Origin of the sequence: Spiroplasma endosymbiont of Megaselia nigra, assembly GCF_003987485.1 — a bacterium.
GTDB lineage: Bacteria > Bacillota_I > Bacilli_A > Mycoplasmatales > Mycoplasmataceae > Spiroplasma.
In genome coordinates this window covers 1-3,140 of record NZ_RCOO01000138.1, presented here as the reverse complement: position 1 = coordinate 3,140, position 3,140 = coordinate 1, and the positions used below count along the sequence as shown (strand labels likewise).

General features: G+C 25.7%; 3 protein-coding genes and 1 pseudogene. 3 read left to right on the top strand and 1 reads right to left on the bottom strand.

The window, feature by feature from the left end; translation table 4 throughout:
- Positions 1-361: pseudogene (locus D9R21_RS05355) on the bottom strand (IS30 family transposase); the annotation flags it as partial.
- 66 nt (positions 362-427) lie between these two features.
- Between D9R21_RS05355 and D9R21_RS05350 the strand changes: the two are divergent.
- From D9R21_RS05350 to D9R21_RS05340, 3 genes are all read left to right on the top strand, one after another.
- Positions 428-1,084, top strand: a complete 657-nt coding sequence (locus D9R21_RS05350; RefSeq protein ID WP_126821397.1) for a hypothetical protein — start codon at positions 428-430, stop codon at positions 1,082-1,084.
- A gap of 213 nt (positions 1,085-1,297) precedes the next feature.
- Entirely contained in the window at positions 1,298-2,164 is an 867-nt protein-coding gene (locus D9R21_RS05345; RefSeq protein WP_126821396.1) for a hypothetical protein, read from the top strand.
- A 469-nt stretch (positions 2,165-2,633) separates the two neighbouring features.
- On the top strand, positions 2,634-2,963 hold the full coding sequence (locus D9R21_RS05340; RefSeq protein ID WP_126821395.1) for a hypothetical protein: 330 nt from the start codon (positions 2,634-2,636) through the stop codon (positions 2,961-2,963).
- The last annotated feature ends 177 nt before the right edge of the window (positions 2,964-3,140 follow it).

The following is a 3,140-nucleotide window of genomic DNA, read 5'->3' as shown; positions in this document are numbered from 1 at the left end:
CACAAGCAGGAAATTTAATACCAAATTCTATAAAATAACGATAAATCAATTGTTCTGGTGTATCGTGGTATTTATTAAATCTTGTTTTAATAAAATCTAGCTGCTCTTTTGTAAATTAAGGTATTTTTTTAATACATTTTTTACGTTTTTGTTTATAATCTTTGTGTGCATCCGATGGTTTATAATCTTGTATATTTTTAAATCGTTTAATTTCTCTTTTAACAGTATTAATTCCAAGACCCATTTGCCGCGCTATTTCTGATAAATTAATTGAATCATTTTTCTTTTTACAAGTATCAGATAATAATAAATCCTTAAATAAATTTCGTTCATCAAATATTAAGTGTTTAAATTTTCTCATTTTTATACAAATTCCCTTCATTTTTTCTTATAATGTATTATATATAAAATAAAGAGGTTAAGAAATATGCAAGAATTTAGTAAAGTTAACAACAAAAAACGAACAACTAGTTATGAATATTTAAACAAAAAATATGACTTAAATTTTAGCGACTATAATTTTGGCTTTGATTGAGAAGTATTTAAAGATTTTGTTGGTGATAGTTATGCTAGATATTTTACTTCATACTGTTTTTTTAAATTTGTTTCAGCTGGAAGAGGTACTAATAAAACATGAAATCATTTGGCAGAAAAATTATTTTTTGCTTGCAATTTTACTGATGCTTCATCGATCATTTTACGAAGATATGCCAATACCCATGAAGATACTACATTTGGTGATATGATTAATGTGTGTAATTACTTATATGATAAATATGGGGTTGATTTGGGACCTGATAATGAAAATGGCATTGTTTGACCAAAAAATGTTAAAGAAGGTGGCGAAATTATTTTTCCTAATGGTACTCGGATTACTTTTGCTGGCTATGATAATGGTAATAAAATTATGGGTAAAGTTGGTAAAGGTAGTGGTATTATATCGGCATGAACTGATGAAATGATCCATGCTGAAGAAAAAGAAATCTTAACTGACAAAGAATTAGATAAAAGATATAATAATTTAAGATTTTCAATGTTTCGGAGCAAAAGTTTAAAGGTGTCTTACGAAAAATACATGGATTAAAATGATAATGAACAATATAATTTAGATAATCCTATTCCATTAACAGAATTATCTTGGACATTTCAAGAATGAGATAATATAATAAAGCAATACGAAACAGTAACAACATATTTTCATAAAACATATTCTAATCAATTTACTTTTAATCCTTTTGATAAATACCGTGTCTTTTATGAAAAATTTGTAACGCCATATTTGCCCTTAAATGCCCGAATGCAAACTATTTTAAAAGAACACAATCAGGTATATTCAGAAAATACAAAGGCATTTAATGGATTGGGGGTTTTCAATTTACGATTAACAATGGGTGCTGTTTGAAACAAAATTCCTGATATTACTAAAAAACTTGTTTTAACAAATAAAGAAGAACGACCTGATTTATTTGAACTTGAATACTACGGTTTTGAATATAATGACAATGACCCCAGTATTTATGTTTTACGAAATTATCGTAAATATATTAAAGAGTATAATCTACAAGATTTTTATAATACTAATACAAAACAGTATCAATTTGATAATTATTCAATTGGTGTTGACTATGCTAATGGTAGTGCCGATCATACCGTATTTTTGTTTAATGGTTATAAAATTAATGAAAATAACGAATATGATAAGTATTTAATTGAAGAAAATGTTGTTACACCAAAAAACGCCATGAATTTAAGCGAAATAGTTGAACATTATGGGCAATGAATAATTAATACCTTTGATAAATTTGATGGTTTTGAATATACCACATTTCATTATGATATTAATTCTCATGACTTTATGCAAAAATTGCAAGAAGATATTTACCCTTATTTAGGATATAAAATTAAAATGTTTAAAGCTAAAAAACATCAAACATCACTTAATAAAGAAGCGGGTATAATTAATCGTGTAACATGAATCAGAAAAATGTTTGTTCAAGGTAAAATATATGGTATATTAGATAATTTCCCATTTCTAGATAAGTGTATTAGCGAATTAAGATTTAACGATACTAAAACAAATACACCTGATAGTAAAATGTATCATGGCCCATATGATGCCTTGTTTTATGGTTCTTACCCATATCGTTTTAAAATGGGAATTTAATATATATGTTATTATATGTTATAATATTATTGAAATAAAATTAAAGAATATTTCACTTAACTTTTATCTATATGTTTATTAAATCTGTAATAGCAGATTTTTTAGGTTTTGGGCGAGCGGTTGATTTTCTGAAATTTTGTGATAAAATGACTTACAAGTTAAAAAAAGTTTTGAGGTTCTTTCAAACAAATTTGGGAACCTTTATAAAATTCTTCGCTTAACGCTTAGAATTTTTCCCAAGTATTTTGAAAAGCGCGGCAAAAATTTTTTTAAACTTTAAGTTATTTTTCACAAACTTATGAAAATCACCGCGAGCCCAGATTAGTACAATATAATCACAATAATAATCATTCTAAATAACCGCCTTTCTAAAATACATTTAAAGTGCTTGACTTGCATATATATCTATATATAATCTCAATAGATCTTGATAAAAAGTTTCAAGATGAAAGAAAGGAAATTATATAAAATGAAAAAACTATTAAGTTTATTAAGTGTATTAACAATTAGTGGAATCGCTTTACCAACAACAATTGCTGCTAGTCCTTATCAAAAACAAGAAAAATTAAATAATGAAATTAATTATCAACAAATAAATAATTTAGAAAGTTTAAATAGAAAAAAAAGAGAAAATAATAATCAAAATATTTTTGGTATTTCAGAAGTTGTCATTGAAACAAATGGAGACATTTTTTCTTCTGGAGTAGCATTAAATAATAAAGTATACTTTGGCTCAGATGATCATAATGTTTATGAATATGATCCGGCAACAGGACAACAAAAAGTTGTCATTGAATAGACTGCACCCCAAAAAGTAAGTATTAGTAAAAAAGGTTTATAAACTTTTATTTATTATATCCTTTTCTTTGCGGCTTGAATATCATTTATTTCATTTTTTAACATCATTAATATATTCGTCATGCGATAAGTAAATATTGTTATGAATTGTTGCTTTTTTTAATAAAGAATGAAAACT